The organism is Sphingopyxis sp. GW821-FHT12F08 (assembly GCF_058806755.1).
Window position 1 is genome coordinate 214,725 of record NZ_JBXAQA010000004.1, and the last position, 21,649, is coordinate 236,373.

Annotated in this window: 21 protein-coding genes; 15 read left to right on the forward strand and 6 right to left on the reverse strand. The window is 62.5% G+C overall.

Annotation, left to right across the window (positions count from 1 at the left end; translation table 11 throughout):
- Window positions 1-54: 54 nt before the first annotated feature.
- Window positions 55-2,274, reverse strand: coding sequence for a TonB-dependent receptor (locus tag AC1RNQ_RS12945; protein WP_493171555.1), 2,220 nt, complete (start codon window positions 2,272-2,274; stop codon window positions 55-57).
- Window positions 2,275-2,446: 172 nt separating this feature from the next.
- On the opposite strand from AC1RNQ_RS12945, the gene AC1RNQ_RS12950 reads away from it, so the two are divergent.
- Both AC1RNQ_RS12950 and AC1RNQ_RS12955 read left to right on the forward strand, forming a co-directional pair.
- Window positions 2,447-3,109, forward strand: a complete 663-nt coding sequence (locus AC1RNQ_RS12950) for a TetR/AcrR family transcriptional regulator (RefSeq protein ID WP_493171556.1) — start codon at window positions 2,447-2,449, stop codon at window positions 3,107-3,109.
- Window positions 3,106-4,242 carry an MFS transporter gene (locus tag AC1RNQ_RS12955; protein WP_493171557.1) on the forward strand — a complete coding sequence of 379 codons (1,137 nt, stop codon included), beginning with the start codon at window positions 3,106-3,108 and terminating at the stop codon, window positions 4,240-4,242. Before AC1RNQ_RS12950 ends, AC1RNQ_RS12955 begins: the two co-directional genes overlap by 4 nt.
- A gap of 134 nt (window positions 4,243-4,376) precedes the next feature.
- Here AC1RNQ_RS12955 and AC1RNQ_RS12960 read toward each other — a convergent pair whose 3' ends face one another.
- Window positions 4,377-6,404 (reverse strand): M13 family metallopeptidase, encoded by a 2,028-nt coding sequence (locus AC1RNQ_RS12960; RefSeq protein WP_493171558.1) that lies wholly within the window; start codon window positions 6,402-6,404, stop codon window positions 4,377-4,379.
- Between the two features lie 31 nt (window positions 6,405-6,435).
- Window positions 6,436-7,095 carry a MarR family winged helix-turn-helix transcriptional regulator gene (locus tag AC1RNQ_RS12965; protein ID WP_493171559.1) on the reverse strand — a complete coding sequence of 220 codons (660 nt, stop codon included), beginning with the start codon at window positions 7,093-7,095 and terminating at the stop codon, window positions 6,436-6,438.
- Between the two features lie 335 nt (window positions 7,096-7,430).
- On the opposite strand from AC1RNQ_RS12965, the gene AC1RNQ_RS12970 reads away from it, so the two are divergent.
- From AC1RNQ_RS12970 to AC1RNQ_RS13000, 7 genes are all read left to right on the forward strand, one after another.
- Window positions 7,431-8,627 (forward strand): tyrosine-type recombinase/integrase, encoded by a 1,197-nt coding sequence (locus tag AC1RNQ_RS12970; protein WP_493171560.1) that lies wholly within the window; start codon window positions 7,431-7,433, stop codon window positions 8,625-8,627.
- Window positions 8,628-8,830: 203 nt separating this feature from the next.
- Window positions 8,831-9,733, forward strand: coding sequence for a LysR family transcriptional regulator (locus AC1RNQ_RS12975; protein WP_336444421.1), 903 nt, complete (start codon window positions 8,831-8,833; stop codon window positions 9,731-9,733).
- A gap of 132 nt (window positions 9,734-9,865) precedes the next feature.
- Window positions 9,866-10,675 (forward strand): SDR family NAD(P)-dependent oxidoreductase, encoded by an 810-nt coding sequence (locus AC1RNQ_RS12980; RefSeq protein ID WP_493171561.1) that lies wholly within the window; start codon window positions 9,866-9,868, stop codon window positions 10,673-10,675.
- 106 nt (window positions 10,676-10,781) lie between these two features.
- Window positions 10,782-12,059: an epoxide hydrolase family protein gene (locus tag AC1RNQ_RS12985; RefSeq protein WP_493171562.1), complete on the forward strand. Its 1,278-nt coding sequence runs from the start codon at window positions 10,782-10,784 to the stop codon at window positions 12,057-12,059.
- 36 nt (window positions 12,060-12,095) lie between these two features.
- The gene (locus AC1RNQ_RS12990) at window positions 12,096-12,512 is read left to right on the forward strand and encodes an organic hydroperoxide resistance protein (RefSeq protein ID WP_192648811.1); all 417 of its coding nucleotides are present in this window, start codon (window positions 12,096-12,098) and stop codon (window positions 12,510-12,512) included.
- A 24-nt stretch (window positions 12,513-12,536) separates the two neighbouring features.
- A complete protein-coding gene (locus tag AC1RNQ_RS12995; protein WP_493171563.1) occupies window positions 12,537-13,574 on the forward strand; it encodes an alpha/beta fold hydrolase in 1,038 nt (345 codons plus the stop codon).
- Between the two features lie 8 nt (window positions 13,575-13,582).
- On the forward strand, window positions 13,583-13,792 hold the full coding sequence (locus AC1RNQ_RS13000) for a DUF2798 domain-containing protein (RefSeq protein ID WP_225940932.1): 210 nt from the start codon (window positions 13,583-13,585) through the stop codon (window positions 13,790-13,792).
- A 156-nt stretch (window positions 13,793-13,948) separates the two neighbouring features.
- On the opposite strand, the gene AC1RNQ_RS13005 is transcribed toward AC1RNQ_RS13000, so the two are convergent.
- Window positions 13,949-14,881: a LysR family transcriptional regulator gene (locus AC1RNQ_RS13005; RefSeq protein WP_493171564.1), complete on the reverse strand. Its 933-nt coding sequence runs from the start codon at window positions 14,879-14,881 to the stop codon at window positions 13,949-13,951.
- Window positions 14,882-14,980: 99 nt separating this feature from the next.
- Here AC1RNQ_RS13005 and AC1RNQ_RS13010 point away from each other — a divergent pair, with 99 nt between their 5' ends.
- Window positions 14,981-15,727, forward strand: coding sequence for an SDR family oxidoreductase (locus AC1RNQ_RS13010; protein WP_493171565.1), 747 nt, complete (start codon window positions 14,981-14,983; stop codon window positions 15,725-15,727).
- A 26-nt stretch (window positions 15,728-15,753) separates the two neighbouring features.
- On the forward strand, window positions 15,754-16,356 hold the full coding sequence (locus AC1RNQ_RS13015; RefSeq protein WP_493171566.1) for an NADPH-dependent F420 reductase: 603 nt from the start codon (window positions 15,754-15,756) through the stop codon (window positions 16,354-16,356).
- Between the two features lie 122 nt (window positions 16,357-16,478).
- On the opposite strand, the gene AC1RNQ_RS13020 is transcribed toward AC1RNQ_RS13015, so the two are convergent.
- Complete coding sequence (locus AC1RNQ_RS13020) at window positions 16,479-17,363, reverse strand: LysR family transcriptional regulator (protein ID WP_493171567.1); 885 nt, start codon at window positions 17,361-17,363, stop codon at window positions 16,479-16,481.
- A 118-nt stretch (window positions 17,364-17,481) separates the two neighbouring features.
- Here AC1RNQ_RS13020 and AC1RNQ_RS13025 point away from each other — a divergent pair, with 118 nt between their 5' ends.
- From AC1RNQ_RS13025 to AC1RNQ_RS13040, 4 genes are read left to right on the forward strand one after another with little or no spacing between them, the layout of a single operon-like run.
- Window positions 17,482-17,943, forward strand: a complete 462-nt coding sequence (locus AC1RNQ_RS13025) for a VOC family protein (protein ID WP_493171568.1) — start codon at window positions 17,482-17,484, stop codon at window positions 17,941-17,943.
- 38 nt (window positions 17,944-17,981) lie between these two features.
- Window positions 17,982-18,497, forward strand: coding sequence for a nuclear transport factor 2 family protein (locus tag AC1RNQ_RS13030; RefSeq protein WP_493171569.1), 516 nt, complete (start codon window positions 17,982-17,984; stop codon window positions 18,495-18,497).
- A 28-nt stretch (window positions 18,498-18,525) separates the two neighbouring features.
- A complete protein-coding gene (locus AC1RNQ_RS13035; RefSeq protein ID WP_493171570.1) occupies window positions 18,526-19,485 on the forward strand; it encodes an SDR family NAD(P)-dependent oxidoreductase in 960 nt (319 codons plus the stop codon).
- Between the two features lie 48 nt (window positions 19,486-19,533).
- Window positions 19,534-20,358: an oxidoreductase gene (locus AC1RNQ_RS13040; protein WP_493171571.1), complete on the forward strand. Its 825-nt coding sequence runs from the start codon at window positions 19,534-19,536 to the stop codon at window positions 20,356-20,358.
- A gap of 116 nt (window positions 20,359-20,474) precedes the next feature.
- On the opposite strand, the gene AC1RNQ_RS13045 is transcribed toward AC1RNQ_RS13040, so the two are convergent.
- Complete coding sequence (locus AC1RNQ_RS13045) at window positions 20,475-21,389, reverse strand: LysR substrate-binding domain-containing protein (RefSeq protein WP_493171572.1); 915 nt, start codon at window positions 21,387-21,389, stop codon at window positions 20,475-20,477.
- Between the last annotated feature and the right edge of the window lie 260 nt (window positions 21,390-21,649).

Genomic DNA, 21,649 nt, shown 5'->3' on the forward strand with positions numbered 1-21,649 from the left:
TTGCTCGCCTGCAGCCGCCACCGACGTTCTGCGGCGGCGCTTCCTGCAGCATGTTTAGAATTTGAGGACGGCCTGAACGCCGTAGGTCGCGGGATCATTGTAGTTGAGCTGATCCATCGTCACGACGGGCGAGACATAAGTCACATAGCGCGTGCCGGTAATATTCTTCGCCCAGAGCGCGACCTCCAGATTTTCGTCGGCCGAGAGCCAGGACAGACGCGCATTGGCGATGCCGTAGGGCTTGACGCGGTTGGCCTGCACATTGTCGGGCGTGAGGAAGGTTTCGGACTGGAGGCTGCCGTCGACGCGCAGCTTGAGCGCGCTGTCGCCCGGCAGCGGCTGGGTCACCGAGAAGCCCGCCGAAATCGCATATTCGGGCGCGTTGACGAGCTTGTTGCCCGAATAATCGTCGGCCGCGAGCGCCGTAAAATCCTTGTAACGCGCGTGCAGGAGGCTCGCGTTGACGAAAGCGTTGAAGTAACGTGACGGTTGCGCCTGGAGTTCGATTTCGAGACCGTAAAGCTCGGCATTGCCCGCATTGAGCTTGCGCTGCACGGGGATCACGCCCGAGGTGTCGAAAACGAACACCTGCAGATCGCGATAGTCATAATAGAAGGCGGCCGCGTTGAAGCGCAGCGTGCGACCGAGCAGATCGCTCTTGAAACCCGCTTCATAGGCGTAAAGCTTTTCCGAGCGGAACGGCTGCAACTGCGCCGGATCGCTCGACGAACCGCCCGCAAACCCGCCGCTGTTATAGCCCTTCGACGAGGAGGCGTAGAAGAGGAGGTTGTCGGTCGCCTGGAACGACAGCGCCGCGCGCCACGACAGGTCCTTGAATGTCTTCGACCCCTCGAAATCGAGCACCGGCACGACGATCACATCGTCGAAGAAGCTGTGAAAATCGAAATCGATATTGTCGGCCGAATAGCGCAGGCCACCCGTCAGGGTAAGCTTGTCCGACAGCTTCACATCGGCCTGCGCGAACGCCGCCCAGCTTTCGGTCTTTTGCGTATAGGGATAGGCGAAGTTGCCGATCGAATTGACCGGGTCGAATGTGCCGAGCAGATCGTTCGGATCGCGGAACACGCGCAATATGTCGAACGCGCTTTCGGTCACCAGCTTGTCGTGGAAATAATAGCCGCCGACAATCCAGTTGACCGCGCCGCCATCGCGCGACTGCAGGCGCAGTTCCTGGCTGAACTGCTGCGGCCGGTCGATATAAGTCGCCGTCAGCACGTTGTTCGGGCTGGCGTCAGTATCTTCGACCGTACTGCGACGAACCTGCTCGTAAGCGCTGATCGAGGTCAGGGTGACGCCCGGAAAATTGATGCTGGCGGTCAGCGAGGCGCCGAAGACATTGACACGTTCCTGCCCCTCGATGTCGTAGTCGCCCGCATTGAGGTCGCCATCGGTGTCGGCATAGCCAAGCGCGTCGAGCGGCACGCCGTTCGCGAAATTGGGGTTGCCCGCGAAATCGATGCCCTGCCCCCGATGCTGGAACTGGCGCGCACCACCGCGATTCTGCCCGCCGTGAACGATCGCGCGGATCAGGACATCTTCGCTCGGCGTCAGATCGACGATCGCGCGGCCGGCCCACATGTCGAGGTCGTTGAGCTTGTTGCCGGTGACGCGGTTGAGCAGCCAGCCGTCGCGGCGGAGATAGGTGCCGGCGACGCGCATCTTGAGGAGATCGGTGACAATTGGCCCGCCAACGCCGCCTTCGACCTGAACCTCGTTGAAACGGCCGTAGGACAGCGCGGCGTTGGCGCTGAACGCATCGGTCGGCTTGCGCGAGGAAAAGCGGATGGCGCCCGCGGTCGTGTTGCGGCCGTAGAGCGTACCCTGCGGCCCCTTCAGCACTTCGATGCCGTCGCTGTCGAAGACGTTGAAAAGCTTGCCGGCATTCGCGCCGAGGAAGACATCATCGACATAGACGCCCACCGCGCCCGTCGTGTTCGAGTTGAAATCGCCGATGCCGACACCGCGCAGGAATAGCGAGGTCGTCGTGGCCGATGTCCCGGCTTGCGACGAAAGGCCGGGGACGAGGATTGAGAGGTCACGCGGATCGCGGATTCCGACCTCGGTGAGCGCTTCGCCGCTGATCGCTGCGATGCTGATCGGCACATCCTGGATGTTCTGCGACCGCCGCTGCGCGGTCACGACAATTTCGCCGAGGCCCTCCTGGGGAGCAGTGGAGGCCGCGTCGGCCGGGACATCGGCGTCCTGCGCTGCCGCCACCGCAGGGGTGAGTGCCAGCAACGAAACCGAAATCATTGTAAACCCGCGCTTCATCGACTTCCCCTTCTCAATTTCGGATATTTATCTGGTTTAGAGAGCAAGTGGCAACCAGAGAGTCAAGAAAATTTCATCTTTCCGCCACTAAAACCAGATAAAAGGTTGATTTGAATTGACGCCTGAGGAATAATCGACGCGACCAGGAGTGCGCATGACCACAAGCGAATTGACCCGGGCGGAAATCCGTCGCCCCGCTCAGAAACGGAGCCGCGCCCGGTTCGAGGCGATTCTTGACGGAGCCGAACGCTTGCTCGACGCCCTACCGCCGTCGGCCATCAGCATTCATGCCATCGCAGCCGAGGTCGGCATCTCGCCGCCGTCGATCTATCATTTCTTCCCCGAGCCGCAGCTCGTGTTCAGCGCGCTTGCCGAACGCTATCTCAAGCGCTTCGAGGAAGGCGTGCTGACCGATGCCCCGGGCCATGTCGAAAGCTGGCAGGAACTGCAGACACTCCAGTTTCGCGCCGGGCAAACATGGTTCAACGCGCACCCGGCCGCTCGCCAGGTCCTGCTTGGGGGGCCCGCATGGTCCTCCGACATCCATGCGCAGGATCTCGACAGCAATTTCGTCATGGCCGGCCGCAGCATCCAGCTCATGGCCCAGCGATTTTTGATGCCTGACATTCCGGACGTCGAGGATCGCCTGGTCGAGGTCATCGCGATCAGCGACGCGATCTGGTCGCTGTCGATCCACCGCTACGGCGTCATTACCGACGCGATGGAAGAGCAGGCTCGCCGCGCCCGGATTGCCTATTCGCGGACCTTCCTTCCCGAATATCTCCCCTTGCGCAATGACGGGACCCCGCCGTCTTGACCGCGCCGCTTGTGCTGGTCGACGGTCGCACCCTCGCCGCTTCCATCCTGATCGGGTCCTGCGCCCTGCTCGTCCTCGGCGTGCAGCCCATGCTGCTCGGCGCGCTGGTGCAGGAAGGCCGGATCGCCGACAGTCAGGTCGGCAATCTCGTCACGATCGAAATGCTCGCGATCGTTCTCGGGTCGCTCCTGGGCATCGGGATGCTTCGCAGAATCGGGGCGAGGATTGTGATCGCCGTCGCCGGGGTCACGCTCGCAGTCGCCAACTTCGCGATGATCGGGCAATCGGGGATGCTCCTTCTCTCGCTGATGCGGGTCGTAACGGGACTGACCGAGGGGATCCTTGTCGCTGCTGCGCTCGTCGCCATTTCGCGCGTCGCAAGAGTGGAACGCGCCAGTGCGATCTTCCTTGCCGCGCAAACGCTTCTGCAAGCGGCCATCGCCGGGGTGCTTCCCTTGCTGTCGGTCACCTCTTCGCGGACGGACGCCGCGCTCGCAACGCTGGCGGCCGCTGGCGTGGTGGCGGCCGCATCGGTCGTCGCACTGCCGTCACAGCTCCGGCCAGCCCAGCCCAACGGCGAACGCGGCGCGTTAACGCCCGCCAGCCTGACCGCCCTGCTTTGCGCCGGGCTGTTCCTCGGCGCCATTGTTTCGGTGTGGAGCTATTTCGGCCTTTGGCTGATCCACTATGGATACCCGCCGGCCTTCGAAGGAACGGCAGTCGCGCTATGCCTCGTCTCGCAGGTCGTTGGCGCGCTTGCTGCCGCGCGCTTGGGGGAACGACTGCCCAACCGGAAGACGATTGCCCGCTGCGCCTTGACGGGTGCGTTGTTGGTGGCGCTCTTCTTCCTGTTCCGCGGCAGCGCCGCGGCCATCATCACGATCAGCATGGCGTTCGGTTTCGTCTGGCTCTTCACACTTCCCTTTTTCGCAGGGTGGCTCATCGAAATCGATCCGGCCCGCCGCGCGGTTCTCTACCTCACCGCCTTCCAACTCGGTGGAGCGGCGCTGCTGCCATCGCTGGCCGGTCTGGCCGTCGGCCGCTTCTCGATCAATGCGATGCTCGTTTTCAGCGGCGCCATATTTGCGGCCCTCGCCGCAATTGCGTGGAACGCGGGCAGGCGAAAGACATAGCTTGGCCGTGAAGAGACTGGCAGGTTCCGAAAAGCCAATTTGAGATAGCCGCCATTCGTTTGTCTCTTTTGTGCCCCGGTTGTCGTCTTGATCGCGCAAACCCACGCGAGGCCTTTTGCCGGGCGGGAAACGCCTTACCAGATACGCACACGATCCGCGGGAGCGAGGTGGAGGTGATCCCCCGGCTTCACGCCGAATGCGTTGTACCATGCGTCGATGTTTCGAACGATGCCGTTCACCCTGAACCTTGCGGGGCTGTGGGGGTCCGAAGCGAGCTTTGTCCTGAGCGCTGCGTCCCGAATATTCTCCCGGTAGGTCTGCGCCCACGACAGGAAGACGCGCTGATCGCCCGTCGTACCGTCGAGGATCGGCGCAGGCTTTCCACCGAGCGCGATATGATAGGCCTCAAGCGCGATATTGAGGCCGCCGAGATCGCCGATATTCTCGCCGACCGTGGCTTCGCCGTTCAGGTGGATGCCCGGGATCGGCTCGAACTGCGCGAATTGCCTGGCGAGACGAGCGGTCAGTGCCTTGAACCGGGCGGCATCGGCCTGGTCCCACCAATCGCGCTGGGCGCCCTTCGCATCGGTCTTCGCGCCCTGATCATCGAATGCGTGGCTCATCTCATGGCCGATGACCCCGCCGATGCCGCCATAATTCACCGCCGGATCGGCCGCGGGATCGAAATAGGGCGATTGCAGGATCGCCGCGGGAAAGACGACCTCGTTGAAGAAGCTATTAGAATAGGCGTTGACGGTCTGCGGGGTCATTCCCCATTCGTCGCGGTCGGCGGGCTGCTCGAGCCGGGCGATGCGCCGTTTCCAATCCCACATTGCCGCGCGCTTGCGATTGCCCAAGGGATCGCCGCCGCGAACCTCGAGCGTCGAATAATCGCGCCAATTGTCTGGATAGCCGACCTTCACGCGGATCGCGGCGAGCTTGGCCAGCGCGGCGCGTTTCGTCCCGGCAGACATCCAGTCGAGCCGCTCGATCCGCACGCGGAAGGCGGCTCGCAGATTCTCTGCGAGCGCGGCGACCTGGACCTTCGCTTCGGGCGAGAAATGGCGCTGGACATAGAGCTTGCCGACAGCCTCGCCGAGCGCGACATTCAGCGCGGTCGTCGCGCGTTTCCAGCGCTCGCGCTTCTGCAGCTGTCCGGCAAGCACCCGCCCGTTGAAATCGAAGGACAGGTTGTCGACCCCTGCTGGCAGCACATCGGCCATGCCGTTCAAATAATGAAACGTCATATAGGCGCGCCACGCCGCGACCGGTGTGCTGCGGAACAGACTGGTCAGGTCGCGGACCGCACTGTCTTCCTTGACGACGAAAAAGTCATGATCGGGTATTCCGAGCGCGGCGAGCGCCGCGTCCCACGGATAGTCAGGCGCGAAGGCCTTGAGCCCGGCGCGTGACTTGGGGTGATAGGTCAGGTCGCGCTGGGCGCGTTTCTCACGCGTCCAGTGCGTCCGTGCGATGCCGGTCTCGAGCGCCAACACGGCGTCGGCCGCAACCTCCGGATCGGGATGGCGGCCGAGCGCCAGCATCGCGGCGACATAGGATCGGAACTTCGCCCGCACCTCGACGGACCGGGCGTCTGTGTTCAGGTAGAAATCCCGGTCAGGGAGGCTGAGACCCGATTGGACGATGTTGATCGCATAGCGATCGGGATCGGCGGCATCCGGCCAGACGCTGATCGACAAGGGGCCACCGACCGGCAGACCGGGCTGCCCCATCAATCGTGCGACATCCTGGTAAGCGCTTGCCGCCGCGACCGACGCGAGGTCTGCAGCGGCGGGGGCCAGCCCGGCTGCCTCGATTGCGTCGACATCGAGATAGCTATTGTAGGTATCGGCGATCTTGCGTTCGATCGAGCCGGCCGGCTGGGGCCGTCCGACAATCCCATCGACGATCGCTTTGACGTCGGTCTCCGCCTTGGCGCGGAGCATCGCGAACGGACCCCAGGCGCTTCGGTCGGGCGGGATCGGCGTTGCCTGCTCCCATGCTCCGCTACTGTAGCGGTCGAAATCGTCGCCCGGTCTTATGGATCGATCCATGCCGGCGAGGTCGAATCCCCATGGGGGCACTGCTGGCGCGTCGGCGGCGAACGCCCGGCCAACCCACAAGGATGCGGCCGTGCCAGCCAGAAAATCGCGACGTTTCATTCGCTAATTATGTAGGTGCCTACTTATCATGTCAATCGGCGTCTGCGTCTTGGGCTGCGACACCGATCTTGTCGGTCACCCGATCGAAAAGCGATTTCCGCGCCAACGCATCGTCAAGCCGGTCGAGCAATCTCACCACGTCGCCCGCCTCGGCATTGAGTTCTTCAGCGACCCCGTTGAGCGCCTGCCATAACGGCGAGAGCTGGGCGATGAGGGCGTCGCCTTTCGGCGTCAAACGAAGTTCGCGGCGACGCGCATCCCGGGTCGAGGGAGTGGAAGCGACGATTCCCGATGCCTCGAGCGACCGACTCGCCTGGCTGACCGAGACATGGGTGATGCTGAGCGCACGAGCGAGGTCACCAATCGACATCGGACCGTTCAGAACGAGTTGATTGAGCAGGCCATACCAACGTTGCTCGAAATGGATGTTCCGAGCGCCATATAACCGGGTCGCATCGCGGTCGATGCGTTCGGAAAGTCGCCGCAAACGAGCACCCAGCGCTGCACCACCGGCTTCTCGACTATAATCAGATGCTTGATCCACTATGCCTCCAATCTTGAGGTAAGGATAGCATTGCCGGACGACAGGCGCACGCACAGCAGCGGGCGCAAGGACGAGGTTATCGAGCGGCCGGTTTCGGAAAAGATCAACGATGCCGGGAACGACCGAAATGAAGCGCAAAGCGGCCATCAACACCGCATTTGCGAGGGACTATCTCAGAGCTTGGCAAGTGGTTCAAAACAGGAGCAGCGGGTGTCGAATTGCCGACAGCCGCAAACGGCACTTGTTGGATTTTCGATAAAAATCCAACAATCCCAGTGCCATGAAAGCGAAATGGTGGAGCCTAGCAAGGACAAATATCTATTTGTCTTCGTGTGTTATCGTCCGATTTTCCTATATTTTCTGAGCGTTGATTTCCAAGTATGGTCGTCATCACTTGTGGTTCATCGCCTATGTCCGCTGCATTTTGATGGTAAGGATGTTTGCCTCGATCGAGCCGCTACTTCGGATAATCGAGAAAAAACGTGCCCGCACTCACCTCTCTACGTGTCGAAAAAGCGAAGCCCGGCGTACATTGTGACGGTCGAGGCCTCCTGCTTCGCGTCTCACCGAACGGTGCCAAATCCTGGATTCTCGGGGTTCAGCATGAAGGGCGACGGCGCGATTTTGGCTTAGGCTCGCTCGATTGGGTGTCCCTCGACGAAGCGCGGGCAGCTGCAGCTAAGCTGCGCGCGAACATCAAGACTGGCTCGGAGCCGATTGATCGTTCCACGCGACGTGAAAGGCATTCTGCCCGCATCGCGATGCCGAATTTCGAGGAAGCAGCCCGTCAATGCTACGATGCCTTAGAAAGCGGATGGGACGACAAGCGAAAGAAAAATTGGCTGACCAGCCTTGAGAATCACATTTTCCCGCACATCGGCAAAAAGCCGGTAGATGGTATCGATAGCGCGCGAGTTCGTGACGCCCTCGCGCCGATCTGGCTAGAAATCCCCGATACGTCGCGACGAATCCTCCAGCGCATTACAGCAGTCCTGGATTTCGCTCACATTCAGGGATGGCGCCCCGAAGAGACATCTTTGCGCACCGTGAGCAAAGGCCTCCCGCGGCAGAACGACCGAGGTGGCCATTTCGAAGCCATGCCGTTCGTGGATGTGCCCGAGTTTTTCCGCCAGCTAATCGACAACCCAACGATATCGCGCGATGCGATGCGCTTTCTTATCTACACAGCGGCGCGATCGAATGAGGTTCGCAAGGCTACTTGGCCAGAGATCGATCTGGACAAGGGCATGTGGTCGATCCCTGCTGAGCGGATGAAAGCGCGTGTTGCCCATCAGGTTCCCCTGCCCCCTCAAGCAATTGCGCTCTTGCAACCCTATTGGGATGCGCGACGGAATGACCAGGCTCTCATCTTTTCGATCAGGGGCACAAAACCGCTTTCCGATATGACGTTGACCAAAGCGCTACGAACGATGGGCATCGACAAAGCGACAGTCCACGGATTCCGGAGCAGCTTCACAGACTGGTCATCGGAACGCACAAATTTTCCGAAGGAGGTTGCGGACAAGGCCTTGGCCCATCTCATCCCCGACAAGGTCGAGGCGGCGTATCGCCGGACCGTTTTTCTCGAAAAGCGCCAGAAGCTTATGGCATTATGGGCCGATTTTCTTCATGGAAACAACGCGAAGCAGAGGGCGGCCAAACGAAGGCGCGGCGCGTAGCGAGTACGAACTCATGTCCTAGTTTGGCCGCTTGCGGACTGGCGGCTTTGGGCGCGAAGTCGGCAAAAGCGGACATCGAGCAAGCCGCGCAGCTCAAGGGCGGACATATACGCGGGCGCGTATCAATTTGGCGCCGCGCATGAAGCTATGTTGATCTCCCGAAGTCGGCTATTCACCTCTGCTCGGGGCGGGAGAAGGAGCAAATGGATCGGCTGGACGCCATGCGGGTCATTCTGGCGGTCGTCGATGCCGGCAGCCTGTCAGCGGGTAGCCGCGCCCTTGGGTCTCCGTTGCCCAGCGTCAGTCGCAAGGTCGCTGAACTCGAGCGGTATCTTGGAACCAATCTGCTCGTCAGGACGAGCCGCAACATTCAGTTGACCGATGCGGGCCGCGACTATGTCGAGGCAGCACGACGTATCATTGCGGACTTGGAAGAAACCGAACGACGGGCCTCGGGAGAGTATCAGACGCCCCGCGGCGAGTTGTCGATCACCATGCCGATCGAGTTCGGCGTGCGGCACGTCATCCCGATCGCGCTCGCCTTCATCGAGGAATATCCCGAGGTCACCCTCAAACTCGTCACCTCCGACCGGCTGGTGCATATGGTCGATGAGCATGTCGATGTCGCGATCCGGCTCGGTCATCTACCGGACAGCGCGCTCTTTGCAGTCAAGGCGGGAGAATTTCGACTGATCACCTGCGCCAGCCCGGCCTATCTGGAACGGTGCGGGACACCGTCCGGCCCGCGCGACCTTCCTCAACATGACGGAATCCTGTTCGGACCGCTGCCGATGTTCTGGGGTTATCGCGTCGAAGACGAGGACGTGATGTGCTTGCCGCGCGCACGAGTGACGGTCAACAGCGCCGCTGGAAATCTCGCGGCCGCGCTCGGCGGCGTGGGGGTCGCGCGCCTCTTCGATTATCAGGTATCGGAGCATATCCGGTCGGGCACGCTGGTGCGGCTCTTTCCCGATGCCGATGGCGAGCTCCGTCCCGTCCATATCGTTTATCCGCGCCAAGGCCTGCTTCCGCTCAAGGTGCGCGCCTTCATCGACTGGGCCGCACCACGCCTTCGCGTCGCATGTACGGGACTCGACTGCGCCTGACCAACATGGCGGAAATGAGAGGCTTGCTCTCGGTTTCCCTTTCTACCGGCATTCTCCCAACCCTCTAAATCGTTCTGGTCGCCCCGATCACGTCGGTCGGTCGGCATCCCAACCTTCTTGAAAGGAAGAGCGATGAACGAAGTAAAGGGCACTGCCCTCATCACCGGCGCCTCCGCCGGTATCGGTGCGATCTATGCCGACCGTCTGGCCCGTCGTGGCTATGATCTGCTCCTGGTGGCGCGCAGCGCCGCCAATCTCGACAAGGTCGCGAAAGCAATCCGCGAAGCGACCGGCCGCAGCGTCGAAACGCTATCGGCCGATTTGTCCAATCCGGGCGAACTGCGGCTGATCGAGGCGCGCCTCATCAACGATCGCCGCATCACGATGCTCGTGAACAACGCCGGCATCGGCGCGCCCGTCCCGACGTGGCAGGCCGATGTCGACCAGATGGAGGCGATGATCGACATCAACGCCACCGCTCTCGCTCGGCTGACCTACGCCGTTGCGCAGCGATTTGCTGCAGTGGGTAGCGGTACGATCATCAACATCGCCTCGACGGTCGCTATCGCGCCGGAGTTTCTGCTCAACGGCGTCTATGGTGCGACCAAGGCATTTGTGGTTGCACTCACGGCGTCGCTGCAAGCCGAACTCGCCGACAAGGGCGTACGTGTCCAGGTCGTCCTGCCCGGCGCCACCGCGACCGAGTTCTGGGATCTGTCGGGTGTGCCGCTTTCCGGCGTTCCCGCGGAGATCGTGATGTCGGCCGACGCGATGGTCGATGCTGCTCTCGCCGGTCTCGACCTCGGTGAAACCGTCACTATCCCCGCCCTTCCGGACACGTCCGCCTGGGATGCTTTCGAAGCGGCACGGATCGCCATGCTCCCCAATCTATCGCTGACCCATCCGGCTGACCGTTATCGGCCCGCCACCACAGTCGCCTAAGCGTCCCCCTTCGTATCGAAACAGGAGAAATATCATGTCCCCCAAAAACGCAACGTCACTGCGCCGCTTGCTATCCGCAACAGCCCTTTCGGCAGCTGCGCTCGGCATGTCGCTTCAGGCCAGCCCGAGCTTCGCCAACACCGCCGGTTCGACAACCCCGATCGCGGCCACGACCGCTGCAGTCGCCGCGGCACCACAGGATGAGTCCATCCGGCCGTTCCACGTGGCCATCCCTGAAGAAGCGCTGACCGACCTTCGTCGGCGGATCGGCGAGACGCGCTGGCCCGACCGCGAAAAGGTCTCGGATGCATCGCAGGGCGTGCAGCTCGACCGTCTCGAACCGCTCGTCCGATATTGGGGCACCGACTATGACTGGCGCAAGGGCGAAGCCCGTCTCAACGCCGTGCCCCAGTTCATTACGACGATCGACGGTGTCGACATTCAGTTCATCCACATCCGCTCGAAGCATAAAGGGGCGATGCCGCTGCTGATGACGCATGGCTGGCCCGGCTCGCCGTTCGAGCTGCTCAAAACCGTCGGGCCGCTGACCGATCCGACGGCCCATGGCGGCAAGGCGGAAGACGCCTTCGACCTGATCATGCCGACCTACCCGGGCTATGGTTTTTCGGGAAAGCCGAACGAGGCCTGGGATCCGGCGCGGGTGGCGCGTGCTTGGGACGTGCTGATGAAGCGCCTGGGGTACAAGAATTATGTATCGCAGGGCGGCGACTGGGGCGCGATCATTTCCCAGGTGTTGGCGGTTCAGGCCCCCGATGGCTTGCTGGGTATCCACACGAACATGCCCGGCACCGTGCCGCCCGACGTTCTCAAGCTCGTCCGTGCCAAACAGCCGGTTCCTGACAGCTACTCGCCCGAGGAGAAGATCGCCTATGCCGGACTCGAAACCTTCTACGGCAAAGGCTTCGGATATGCCGAGATGATGAACACGCGGCCGCAGACGCTCGGCTATGGTCTGTCGGACTCGCCGGTCGGTCTTGCCGCCTTCCTCTATGAAAAGATCGCGACCTGGACGCACAGCGGCGGCAATCCCGAAAGCGTGCTGACGCGCGACGAGATCCTCGACAACATCACCCTTTACTGGCTGACCAACACAGGAACCTCGTCATCGCGCAGCTATTGGGACGCAGCCCAAGGCCCCGGCGGTCCGTTCAATGCGATCGAGATTAGCAAGGTGCCGGTCGCAGTCACCGTCTTCCCCGGCGAAATCTATCGCGCGCCGCGCAGCTGGGGCGAGAAGAGCTTCAAGAAGCTGATCTACTGGAACGAGGTCGAGAAGGGCGGTCATTTCGCCGCCTGGGAACAGCCCGAGCTGTTCGCTGCCGAAATCCGCGCCGCTTTTCGTCCCCTGCGCGAGAGGAAGTGAACGAACGCCCCACCACCTCATCAAAGGAATATGATCATGAACAAGCCTGATAAAATTCTCTACACCGCCAAGACCCACACCACCGGAGGCCGCGATGGCAAGTCGGCAAGCTCGGACGGCAGGCTCGATGTGAAGCTGTCGAGCCCCGGCGGGCCGGGCAGCGGCACCAATCCCGAGCAATTGTTCGCCGCAGGTTGGTCCGCCTGCTTCGAAGGCGCCATGGGTCTCGCCGCCAAGAAGCTCGATGTAAAACTCCCCGCCGATCTTGCGATCGATGCCGAGGTCGATCTTGGAATGGCCGGCGATGCCTATCTGCTCCAGGCACGCCTCAATGTCAGCTTGCCTGGCGTCGAGCGCAAGGCGGCGCAGGCTATCGTCGATATGGCGCACCAGACCTGCCCCTATTCGAAAGCGACCCGCGGCAATATCGATGTCGAGATCAACCTCGTCTGATCCCGAAATGTAAGGAGACCTCCCATGCCATATCTGGACGCACATAATCGGCGAAACTTCCTCGGCTTCGCCATCGCCGCCACCGGAATGGCATGGGGGTCCAGCCGGGCACACATGCCGGCCCGGCCCTTTGCGGGCTCGACCGAATTCGGCCTAGTCAAGCAAATCCGGGCCGGCAAACTCGACATCGGCTTCGTCGAGCAGGGTCCAAAAGACGGGCCTCCGGTCCTCCTCTTGCACGGCTGGCCGTACGATATTCACAGTTATGACGGGGTCACCCCGCTGCTGGCCGCTTCCGGCTACCGCGTGATCGTCCCCTACTTGCGCGGTTTCGGCACGACGACTTTCCTGTCCCAGGATGAGGCTCGTAATGGCCAGCAATCCGCTTTTGCCGCAGATGCGATCGCGTTGCTCGACGCGCTCGGCATCGACAAGGCCATCGTCGCTGGCTGCGACTGGGGTGCCCGCACCGCGTGCATCGTTGCGGCGCTTTGGCCAGAGCGCTGCGCAGCGCTCGTCTCGGTGAGCGGTTATCTCATCGGCAGCCAGGAGGCCAACAGGATGCCGCTGCCGCCAGCGACCGAACTTTCCTGGTGGTACCAATTTTATTTCGCCACCGAACGGGGTCGCGTCGGATACGAAGCTAATCGTGCCGAATTCGCAAAGTTGATCTGGCGGACGGCCTCGCCAACCTGGCAATTTGACGACGCCACATTCGCCCGGACGGCCCGCGCGCTCGACAATCCGGATCATGTCGCAATCGTCATCGACAATTATCGCTGGCGCTTGGGACTGAGCAAGGGCGAACCTGCCTATGATGCGCTGGAGGCAAGGCTAGCTAAGTTCCCGGCAATTACCGTACCGACAATCACGCTTGAGGGCGACGCTAACGGCGCCCCGCATCCCGAGCCGGCGGTCTACGCAAAGAGATTTTCCGGACCCTATGCGCACCGCAATATCAGCGGCGGTATCGGCCACAACTTGCCGCAGGAGGCTCCCAAAGCCTTTGCCCTGGCGGTGATTGACGTCGCGCCTGCCGATTTTCGGGGAGCCGGACAATGAGCCTTCAGATGAAACGCAAAATCGCGTTCGCCCTCCTGATGGGCATTGTGACGACCGGAATTATCTCCTTCTCACTCGTCGCGATCAACCTCGGCCTTTCTAGCGACTTTGTGGCGATCTGGTTGCGCTCCTGGGCAACAGCCTATGCGATCGTTATACCCGCGATCCTGCTGATAAGCCCTCGCCTGCAGGCGCAGGTCGACCGGCTTATCACCTGATTCAAGCTCGGTCTGCGACGGGCGAGGCGCGATCTCATCATTTCGGAAGAGCAGCATGAACGTTCAGTCGTCGCGGGCAATGAAATTGGCAGCGATTGGCCGAAAGCGGATCGTCGGCTTTTGAACGTCAAAGCCTAAAACCCGGTCGGCGAATCTCTATGTCGCCAAACTCCCGGCGAACCGCTCGGCCAGATGTTCCCGTTTGAACGCTTCGGCGACCCAGTCGACGAACGCGCGCGTCTTGCCGGGCAGCAGGGTGCGCGAAGCGAAATAGACCGAGATCGCACCGGCGTCGGCATACCAGCGCGGAACGAGCCGGACGAGCGCGCCGCTCTCGAGTTCTGGCAGCACATCGGGCATCGCGAGCAGGGCGACGCCGAGCCCCAACCGCGCCGCCTCGGCCATCGCCGCCGGATCGTTCACGACGATGTCCTCGCGCAAGGCCACGGCGCTCTCGGCGCCGGCTGCATCGCGCATCGTCCAGTGCCGGATGCGCCCCGACTGGAGCGACCGCATCACGATGCCGTCGAAGCCCGCAAGCGCCGTCGGCTCGGCGGGCGGTACGCGGCCCGCCATATAGGCGGGCGAGGCCACGGCGACGATATGCGCAGGTGCGAGCGTCCGCGCGACGATCCCCGGCGACAAGTCGAAACCGCCGCCGATCGCCGCGTCATAGCCTTCCGCGACAATATCGACGGGCCGGTTCTCGAAATGCCATTCGGGCCGGATACGCGGATAGCGCGCGAGGAACCCGGGCAACATCGGCAGGATGTGCATCACCCCGAAGGTCGGCGCCATGCTGACCTTCAGCACCCCCGCCGGCTCGCCGCTGTCGGATGCGATCCCGGCGATCGCCGCCTGAATATCCTCAAGACTTCCCGATATCGCGAGACGAAAGGCTTCCCCCGCTTCGGTCAGCGTCAGCTTGCGCGTCGATCGATGAAAGAGCCGGACACCCAGATTGCGTTCGAGCATCGCCACATTGCGGCTGACCGCCGCCGGGGTCAGCGCCAGCCGCCGCGCCGCTTCCGAAAAGCTGCCCAGCTCGGCGCTGCGAACGAAGGACTCAAGATTGGCGAGCGTTTCCATTTTCAATCAATAATTGAAGATATAGCAAATCATTCCCGGCTAATCGAGCGGCAAACTTCAGCCCATCTTGGCTTCACCCAATCAACAGGAGTGAAGACCATGACCAAGACCAACCTATCCTGCAAAGCCGCCCTCGTCACCGGCGGCTCACGCTCGATCGGCGCCGCCGTTGCCCGCCGCCTTGCCGCCGACGGCGCCGCCGTCGCCATCACCTACAGCGCCTCGCCCGACCGCGCTGCCGACGTCGTTGCCGAAATCGAAGCCGCCGGCGGAAAGGCTATCGCCATTGCCGCCGACGCGGGCGACCCGGACGCGGTGCGCGCCGCGGTGACCCGAACCGTCGAGGCCTTTGGCGGCATCGATATCCTCGTCAACAATGCCGGTGTCGCGGTGAATGCGTCGATCGAGGATTTCCGTTTCGAAGACTATGAGCGCATGCTCGCGGTCAACGTCACCGGTGTGTTCGTCGCGACACAGGAGGCCGCACGCCGCATGAAAGCGGGCGGCCGCATCATCCACATCGGCTCGTCGATGACCCGCTATGCCGCCTTCCCGACGGCGTCGGTCTACACGCTGACCAAGGGCGCGATCACCGGGTTCAACCGCAGCCTCGCGCGCGACCTCGGGCCGAAGGGCATCACCGTCAACACGGTGCACCCCGGCCCGACCGACACCGACATGAATCCCGCAAATGGCCCGGTCGCCGCAATCGTTGGTCCGGGCATGGCGATCGGCCGCTATGGCCGGCCTTCGGAAATCGCCAGCGTCGTCGCCTTCCTCGCGAGCGACGAAGCCGCCTTCGTCACCGGCGCCGACATCGTCGCCGATGGCGGCCTCACCGCCTGAGACTCCAGACAGAAAGGAATAACCCCATGTCCAGCATTGGCATCATCGGCGCCGGCAATATCGGCCGCGCCATCGCCGCCGCCCTCGCGAAGAACGGCATTCCCGCGGTGCTTTCCAACAGCCGCGGCCCTGAGAGCCTCGCCGACATCATCGCCGCGATCGGCCCCGGCATATCGGCCGGCTCGCGCGAAGAAGCCGCGACCAAGGATATCGTCTTCGTAGCGGTGAACTGGTCGAAGCTGCCCGCCGCGCTCGGTGATCTTCCGGGATTCGATGGCCGTATCGTCGTCGACACCAACAATCCGATCGAGGCACCGCTGTTCAAGCCCTTCGACCTCGGCGGCCGCGCTTCGTCCGAAGTCTTCGCCGACATGGCCCCAGGCGCCCGCGTGGTAAAGGCATTCAACCACCTCCAGCCCCATCTCGTCGCCGGCGATCCGGCCAGCGAGGGCGGCCAGCGCGTGCTCTTCTATTCGGGTGACGATGCGGGTGCCAAAGCCGAGATCGGCGCGTTGATCGACCGGCTCGGCTTTGCGGGAATCGACCTTGGCTCACTCGCGATCGGGGGGCGGCTCGTCCAGTTCCCGGGCGGACCGCTTCCCGCGCTCAATCTCGTCAAGTTCAACTGACGAACGGATATTGACGGCGGGTCGACATTGCCGACCCGCCGTATCTGGCCGTTTGCGGCCGGTCCGCTTAAGGTTGATATTTCGAGGGAACCAGACGCACCGGCCACTCGGCGGGGACCAAGTCAAACCCGCAATGCGTCGATGATGGCACGAAGGCCTGCCGAGAGATGTTTGCGGGCCGGATAGTAGAGATAGAGCCAGTCTTCGGGCGCGCACCAGGAAGCGAGACATTCGACGAGCTGCCCCCGCTCGACATAGGGTCTCGCCCGATCTTCCCAGACATAAGCGAGCGCGGCGCCTGACAGGGCAGCCTCGACCATCAGTTCATGATCGTCGAGCGACAGCGGCCCGGTCGGCTCGAACTCGATCGCCTTTCCATAACGCTCGAACTCCCACGGATAAGGTGTTCCGCTCGGATAGATGTTGCGGATGCAGATATGATCCTTGAGATCGGCTGGAACCTTCGGAACCGCGCGGGCGGCAAAATAGGCCGGCGAACCGACCACCGCGAAGCGTAGCCGCGGCTTGATGCGGACCGCCGTCATGCCATCGCGAAGGCTCTCGCCCAGCCGGATGCCGGCGTCGAAACCTTCTTCGACGATGTCGACCAGCCGGTCAGTCGCGATAATCTCCAGCTCAAGGTTCGGGTTCGCCGCGATGAGCGATCCCATGACCGGACCGAACACGAAGGGTGCGATCGAGTTGGGCGCATTGATGCGCACCTTGCCGAACGGCGTCTCGCGAAACTGGTTGAGCGCGTCGAGCGCAGACCCGATTTCGCCGAAGGCGGGAGAGAGGCGCGCGAAGAGCATGGCGCCGGCGTCGGTCAGCGAGACGCTTCGCGTCGTTCGATTGAGCAGCCTTATCCCGGTCCGGGCCTCGAGACTGCTCACCGCATGACTGACAGCGGAGGCCGTGACGCCGCGCTCCTCGCTTGCGCGTCGAAAACTGCGATGCCGGGCGACGGCGTCGAACGCGGCAAGTTCGGACAGGTCTGCGCTTCTCATTGCTGATCCATACTCATGAGTGATCTAAATATTATGGCGCTAATCTGCGAAAACGAAAAGGCGCAAATAGCTCCTACCGGACGGCGGACATCCCGCCCGACCGCATAGGAGACACATCATGGCCGACTTCATTCCCCCTGCCCCCAACAGCGCATCGCCGTTCGCGGACATGCGCGGACATCATGTTGCGGTCCGTACCCCGGACCTTGAAACCGCCATGCGCTGGTACGCCGAGAAGCTCGACTTTCGCATCGTCGCCGAATGGGATTATGCCGACGAGAAGCTCGCCTATATGGCGCCCGCAACCGACGATCATTTCTATATCGAAATCCTCGGCGGCGGCGAGCCGGCTCCCATCGAGACGCGCCCCTACACCGATCTTGGCGATAGCCTCAAATATCGCGGCTATCATCATTTCTGCCTCAATGTGACGAGCGTGGACGACACCATCGAGACCCTCCGCGCACGCGGCGTCACCATCGTGACCGAACCCTTCGAACTCGCCGCGATCAGCCGCCGCCTCGCTTTCTTCTGCGACCCGTTCGGCAATCTGATCGAGCTGGCCGAGGTGCTCGCCTGAGCCGCCGGGCGGAAACTTTCACTCGGAAGGAATTCAAGATGACAAACTCGCCTCGGAAGCAGCGTTGTTTTGGCGGTAAGACCATGCTCGGCATGGCGGCGGCCGGCCTCACCCTTCTCGTCTCGCCACCGAAGGCCGCCGCCCAGACGGCCGACCAGAACAAGTTGATTGTCGCCGCAAGTTTCGCCGACTGGAAAGCCGGTACGGGCAGCCCGTTCGACCTGCTTGCCGACAATGCTAGCTGGACGATCGAAGGCCGATCGGCCGCGTCGGGCACTTACCCGAGCAAGGAGGCGTTCCTGCGCCACGTCATAGGCCCGTTCAATGCCCGTATGGCGATCGGCATCAAACCGGCGGTTCGCACCATGACCGCCGAAGCCGATCGCGTCGTCGTCCTGTTCGACGCGGCCGGAACCGCGCGCGACGGCAAGCTCTACAGGAACAGCTACGCCTGGTTCTTCCGCATGGAAGACGGCCGTGTTGTCGAGGCGAACGCCTTTTTCGACGCCATCGCCTTCGACGATCTCTGGTCGCGCGTCGCGCCGACCGAATGACCATCTCAAGCAACCGAAGGACATCATCATGACCCAATCGATTCTCATCATCGGCGCAGGCCCCGGCATTGGTCAGGCCGTCGCTCAAAAATTCGGCACGCAAGGCTGGCAGGTCATTCTCGCCGCACGAAACCGGGCCAGTCTCGACGGGCTCGTTTCGGAGCTCAGCGATAACGGCATTGATGCGCAACCGCTTGTCGTCGATGCCACCGATCCGGCGGCCCTGCGCAGGGCGATTGCAGAGGCGGATCGGATCGCCGGCGGCCTTACCGCAGTGCATTTCAATGCAGCGGTTGTGCGGCAGCAGGATCTGTTCAGCATGACCGATGACGACGTGACCGGCGATCTGGCGATCAACGTCGCGGGCGGCCTCCATGCGATCCGCGCCGCTGTGACGCAGTTCGGTACGCGAGGCGGCACGATCCTCGTCACCGGCGGCGGGCTCGCGATCGCTCCGCACGAGAGCTATGCCAGCCTCGGGATTGGCAAAGCGGCGCTTCGAAACGGCGTACAGGCTCTTGTCGATCCCCTTGCCGCCCAAGGCATTCGGATCGCGATGGTGACGGTCTCGACGCTTGTCGCGCCCGGCTCGGCCGAAGCCGGAGATGTGGCGAACCGCTTCTGGGATCTTGCGACAAATGAGCGCGCCGCCTGGGAGACCATTTACCCCGAAGATAAGCGCTCGAACGACGAACTGACCTTGATCGCGAAACTGACCGCCAAGCGTGAATATGCGGATATGCTAGGCGAAGAACTGCGCGGACTCGTCTCACCGACGTTGGCCGAACCGGGATCGATCGCCTATCGGATCCACCGCGACAGGGACGATCCCGCCGTCTGGATTCTCTACGAGACCTGGCGCTCCCGTGCCGACCTCGATGCGCATTTCCAGCAGCCCTACACCAAGGCGCTCATGGGTCGTTTCGCGGATATCCTCGCGCGCGACATGGAACTGACCTTCGCGTCCGAGGTCTCGCCCGCTCGCTGAACGCCCGTCTCCCCTATCCCAAGCATCCCGTTAGAAAGGAACAGCATCATGAAAACCTGGTTCATCACCGGCGCATCGCGCGGCTTCGGCGCTCTCGTCACCGAGCGCGCGCTCGCGAAAGGCGACGCGGTTGTCGCGACCGCGAGGAACCCCAAAGCGATCACCGACCGTTTCGGCAAGCATCCGAACCTTTTGGCGGTCGCTCTCGACGTGTCGGACGAAGATCAGGCGCTCGCCGCCGCCAACGCCGCGATCGAGCGGTTCGGCCGGATCGACGTCCTGCTCAACAATGCGGGCTTCGGCCTGATGGGAGCGGTCGAAGAAGCCAGCGCTGCGGAAATCGAGGCCGTCTACCGCACCAATGTGTTCGGCCTGCTGACCGTGACGCGCGCGATCCTCCCGCACATGCGGGCCGCGCGGTCGGGCCGGATTCTGAATATCTCGTCGATCGGCGGCTATCGCGGCGCGGCAGGGTTCGGTGTCTATTCCTCAACGAAGTTCGCGGTCGAGGGGCTAAGCGAAGCGCTGCACGCCGAGCTCGAACCGCTCGGGATTCACGTCACGGTGATAGAGCCGGGCTATTTCCGCACCGACTTCCTGGATTCTTCTTCTCTTTCGGTCAGCACCAAGCAGATCGACGATTATGATGCGACGGCGGGCAAAGTTCGTACCGTCGCGGCGGGGCTCAGCCACAATCAGCCTGGCGACCCCTCAAAACTCGCAGATGTGCTGCTTGGCTTCGTCGACGCACCGAACCCGCCGGTCCGCTTGCCGCTCGGCAGCGACACGGTCGCAGCGATCGAAGCGAAGCACGTGTCGGACGCAGACATCCTCGCCAAATGGCGCCACGTGTCGATCTCCACCGACTTCTGAACCCCTGATGGTCCGTCCGCAAAAGAGGGCGGGCCATCCCTTGCTTCTTCTGGCCGGTTGCGCCCGTTCCGCTGCCAGCGCCAGAGCATGGAAGGCGGTCCCCCCTCCCGCCCCACTCAAACGTCTGAGCTGCCATCCACGCCTGCCGCACGTGCGGAAACCAACCGGTCGATGTTCCGGAGGAAAGCAGCCAAAACGGGTGACGGGTTGTCGGCGCGATAGCCGGCCGCGACTTCAATCACCGGTCCGTTCCCGGCGAGTGGCCGACTGACCAACGACGCTGGGAGCAAGGCCTCGACATAGGCAGGAAGCAGCGTGACACCCCTGGTCGAAGCAACGAGAGAAATCCCGGTCGCATAGCCATCGAGGAAATGGCTGGGCGCCATGGTCAGACCGCGCTCTCTGAAATAGCGCTCGACAATCCCGCGCAGCACATGCGGCGTGTCGGAATAGCCGACAAAGGACCGGTGATCGATGTCGGCCGGATCGATCTCGGTGCGGGAGGCCAGCGCATGCTCTCGGGGCAAAATCACCACGATCGGTTCGTGCGCGATGATTTTGTATGTCACATCCGGCTGCGGCTCGATACGCGAGAAGCCGAGGTCGATGTCACCGCTCTGCACTGCGGCGCCAATTGCCGGAGAGAAGTCGCTCGTGACCCGAAAATCTGTCGTCCGCAGCTCATCGCTCAGCACACTCGTGATGTGGCGCAGCCACTCCACCTCATGTCCCGTAAGGAAACCCACGGCAAAACTCGCCTTGGCGGGCCGGACGGTACGCCGCGCAGCTGAAACTGCCTCGCGCGCCTGGGCAAGCGCGAGGCGCGCATGATCGAGGAACGCCTTCCCTGCAGGGGTGAGCACGACGCCGCGCGAGCCACGCACGAAGAGTGGTGTGCCGACCTCAGCCTCCAGGTCCCGGAGCTGGCGACTGAGCGACGGCTGCGATGTGTGAAGGCGCGTCTCCGCCGCCTCCGTGAGGCTGCCGGTCTCCGCGACGGCGACGAAATAGCGCAGGTGACGTAGCTCCATCTTGTCATGCCTTCTAGGCATGGGAGCTCAAGTTGCAAAGTCTTTGTGACGACGAGATTGTAGGAGTATCTCTGGTGTACCGAGACGATAATGACCTGCCTCAAAGGTCTGACGAACGGCAATCATGCAGCTGAATGGATGCGTGCGACCCTGCTTCGCACGTCGAGGCACCGCGTGCTCTGCTCAAGTCTTTGTCCCGGGCGATGTGCGCCCTCCCAGATGGAGCGCGCCCTGAGTAACGATCAACCTGCTGGAGAAAA

What these genes read in the sequence shown, in the direction of transcription:
- AC1RNQ_RS13000 (WP_225940932.1), top strand. Translation starts at nt 13,583, where the DNA reads ATGAAACGCAAAATCGCGTTCGCCCTCCTGATGGGCATTGTGACGACC.
- AC1RNQ_RS12975 (WP_336444421.1), top strand. Translation starts at nt 8,831, where the DNA reads ATGGATCGGCTGGACGCCATGCGGGTCATTCTGGCGGTCGTCGATGCC.
- AC1RNQ_RS13045 (WP_493171572.1), bottom strand. Translation starts at nt 21,389, where the DNA reads ATGGAGCTACGTCACCTGCGCTATTTCGTCGCCGTCGCGGAGACCGGC.
- AC1RNQ_RS12960 (WP_493171558.1), bottom strand. Translation starts at nt 6,404, where the DNA reads ATGAAACGTCGCGATTTTCTGGCTGGCACGGCCGCATCCTTGTGGGTT.
- AC1RNQ_RS13005 (WP_493171564.1), bottom strand. Translation starts at nt 14,881, where the DNA reads ATGGAAACGCTCGCCAATCTTGAGTCCTTCGTTCGCAGCGCCGAGCTG.
- AC1RNQ_RS12985 (WP_493171562.1), top strand. Translation starts at nt 10,782, where the DNA reads ATGTCGCTTCAGGCCAGCCCGAGCTTCGCCAACACCGCCGGTTCGACA.
- AC1RNQ_RS12950 (WP_493171556.1), top strand. Translation starts at nt 2,447, where the DNA reads ATGACCACAAGCGAATTGACCCGGGCGGAAATCCGTCGCCCCGCTCAG.
- AC1RNQ_RS13025 (WP_493171568.1), top strand. Translation starts at nt 17,482, where the DNA reads ATGGCCGACTTCATTCCCCCTGCCCCCAACAGCGCATCGCCGTTCGCG.
- AC1RNQ_RS13040 (WP_493171571.1), top strand. Translation starts at nt 19,534, where the DNA reads ATGAAAACCTGGTTCATCACCGGCGCATCGCGCGGCTTCGGCGCTCTC.
- AC1RNQ_RS12980 (WP_493171561.1), top strand. Translation starts at nt 9,866, where the DNA reads ATGAACGAAGTAAAGGGCACTGCCCTCATCACCGGCGCCTCCGCCGGT.
- AC1RNQ_RS13035 (WP_493171570.1), top strand. Translation starts at nt 18,526, where the DNA reads ATGACCCAATCGATTCTCATCATCGGCGCAGGCCCCGGCATTGGTCAG.
- AC1RNQ_RS12945 (WP_493171555.1), bottom strand. Translation starts at nt 2,274, where the DNA reads ATGATTTCGGTTTCGTTGCTGGCACTCACCCCTGCGGTGGCGGCAGCG.
- AC1RNQ_RS13020 (WP_493171567.1), bottom strand. Translation starts at nt 17,363, where the DNA reads ATGAGAAGCGCAGACCTGTCCGAACTTGCCGCGTTCGACGCCGTCGCC.
- AC1RNQ_RS13030 (WP_493171569.1), top strand. Translation starts at nt 17,982, where the DNA reads ATGACAAACTCGCCTCGGAAGCAGCGTTGTTTTGGCGGTAAGACCATG.
- AC1RNQ_RS13015 (WP_493171566.1), top strand. Translation starts at nt 15,754, where the DNA reads ATGTCCAGCATTGGCATCATCGGCGCCGGCAATATCGGCCGCGCCATC.
- AC1RNQ_RS12995 (WP_493171563.1), top strand. Translation starts at nt 12,537, where the DNA reads ATGCCATATCTGGACGCACATAATCGGCGAAACTTCCTCGGCTTCGCC.
- AC1RNQ_RS13010 (WP_493171565.1), top strand. Translation starts at nt 14,981, where the DNA reads ATGACCAAGACCAACCTATCCTGCAAAGCCGCCCTCGTCACCGGCGGC.
- AC1RNQ_RS12965 (WP_493171559.1), bottom strand. Translation starts at nt 7,095, where the DNA reads ATGGCCGCTTTGCGCTTCATTTCGGTCGTTCCCGGCATCGTTGATCTT.
- AC1RNQ_RS12990 (WP_192648811.1), top strand. Translation starts at nt 12,096, where the DNA reads ATGAACAAGCCTGATAAAATTCTCTACACCGCCAAGACCCACACCACC.